At 61.7% G+C, this 1,859-nt stretch carries 1 protein-coding gene; it reads left to right on the forward strand.

What is annotated here, in order from left to right; genetic code table 11:
• Positions 1–150 precede the first annotated feature (150 nt).
• Entirely contained in the window at positions 151–1,827 is a 1,677-nt protein-coding gene (locus EN879_RS34185; RefSeq protein WP_013531895.1) for an NAD+ synthase, read from the forward strand.
• Positions 1,828–1,859 lie beyond the last annotated feature (32 nt).

Below are 1,859 nucleotides of genomic sequence, written 5' to 3' on the forward strand. Positions count from 1 at the left end.
AACGTGGTCGCTTGCCACGATCGGCATTCGTCGATCGGTCAACACGATCGAATCGATCGGTCCGGACACGAATGACATTCGTCATTTGCTCCGAATTGGTCCAAACGAACGCCATTGCCCGAGCAATTTTGCCGCGCTAAGTCAGCAGGCATGACCAAGAAGCTCGACATCCTGCGCATCGCCGTCGCCCAGCTCAATCCGACTGTCGGCGACATATCAGGCAATCTCGCCAAAGCCCGCGAGGCGAGGGCGGATGCCGCACGTCAGGGCGCCGATCTCGTGCTCTATACCGAGCTTTTCCTCGCCGGCTACCCGCCGGAGGATCTGGTGCTGAAGCCGGCCTTTTTGAAAGCCTGCGAAAAGGCGGCACAGGACTTTGCCGCCGACACCGCGGATGGCGGTCCCGGCGTCATCATCGGCACGCCGTTGAAGCGCAAGAGCGGCACGCACAATTCGATCATCTTCGCCGACGGCGGCAAGATCATCGCCGAACGCTACAAGCTCGATCTGCCGAACTACGGCGAGTTCGACGAGAAGCGCGTCTTCCAGGCCGGACCCGAGATCCAGGGGCCGGTCAATTTCCGCGGCGTGCGCATCGGAATTCCGATCTGCGAGGACATCTGGGGCGATGTCGATATCTGCGAGACGCTGGCCGAAAGCGGGGCGGAAATCCTGCTGGTGCCGAACGGCTCACCCTATTATCGCGCCAAGATCGATGTCCGCCACCAGGTCGTCATCCGCCAGGTCATCGAATGCGGGCTGCCGATGATCTATGCCAACCAGCTCGGCGGCCAGGACGAGCTGATCTTCGACGGCGCTTCGTTTGCCATTGGCGCCGACAAGACGCTTGCCTTCCAGATGAGCCAGTTCGAGGAAGCGGTCGACGTCACCACCTGGAAGAGACAAGGCGATCACTGGGTCTGCTCGGAAGGGCCGATGTCGAAAATCCCGGACCGGGAGGAGGCTGACTATCGCGCCTGCATGCTGGGCCTGCGCGACTACGTCAACAAGAACGGCTTCAAGAACGTCGTGCTTGGTCTGTCCGGCGGCATCGATTCGGCGATCTGCGCGGCGCTGGCCGTCGATGCGCTCGGCGAGGAACGGCTGCGCGCGGTGATGATGCCCTACCGCTATACCTCGAAGGATTCGCTCAAAGATGCCGAGGATTGCGCCCGCGCTCTCGGCTGCCGCTATGACATCGTGCCCATCTTCGAGCCGGTCGAGGGCTTCCTGCACGCGCTGACGCAGATGTTCGAAGGCACCAAGGAAGGTATCACCGAGGAGAATTTGCAGAGCCGCGCACGCGGCACCATCCTGATGGCGATCTCCAACAAGTTCGGCTCAATGGTCGTCACCACCGGCAACAAGAGCGAGATGTCGGTCGGTTATGCCACGCTCTATGGCGACATGAATGGCGGCTTCAATCCGATCAAGGACCTCTACAAGATGCAGGTCTACGCGCTGTCGCGCTGGCGCAACAGCCACGTGCCGCCGGGTGCGCTGGGCCCCTCGGGCGAGGTGATCCCGAAGAACATCATCGACAAGGCACCGTCGGCGGAATTGCGCGAGAACCAGACCGATCAGGATTCGCTGCCGCCCTATCCGGTGCTGGACGATATCCTCGAATGCCTGGTCGAGAATGAGATGGGTGTCGACGACATCGTAGCGCGCGGCCATGACCGGGCGACGGTGACGCGCATCGAGCACCTGCTCTACATCGCAGAATACAAGCGACGGCAGGCGGCGCCAGGCGTGAAGATCACGAAAAAGAATTTTGGCCGCGACCGCCGCTACCCCATCACCAATCGTTTCAGGGATCGCAGCTAGGTACCGAAAGCGCACGCGGCGCGGCCGGAGAC

Origin of the sequence: Mesorhizobium sp. M7A.F.Ca.AU.002.02.1.1 (genome assembly GCF_003998535.1) — a bacterium.
GTDB classification, from domain to species: Bacteria; Pseudomonadota; Alphaproteobacteria; order Rhizobiales; family Rhizobiaceae; genus Mesorhizobium; species Mesorhizobium ciceri.

What these genes read in the sequence shown, in the direction of transcription:
- EN879_RS34185 (WP_013531895.1), top strand. Translation starts at nt 151, where the DNA reads ATGACCAAGAAGCTCGACATCCTGCGCATCGCCGTCGCCCAGCTCAAT.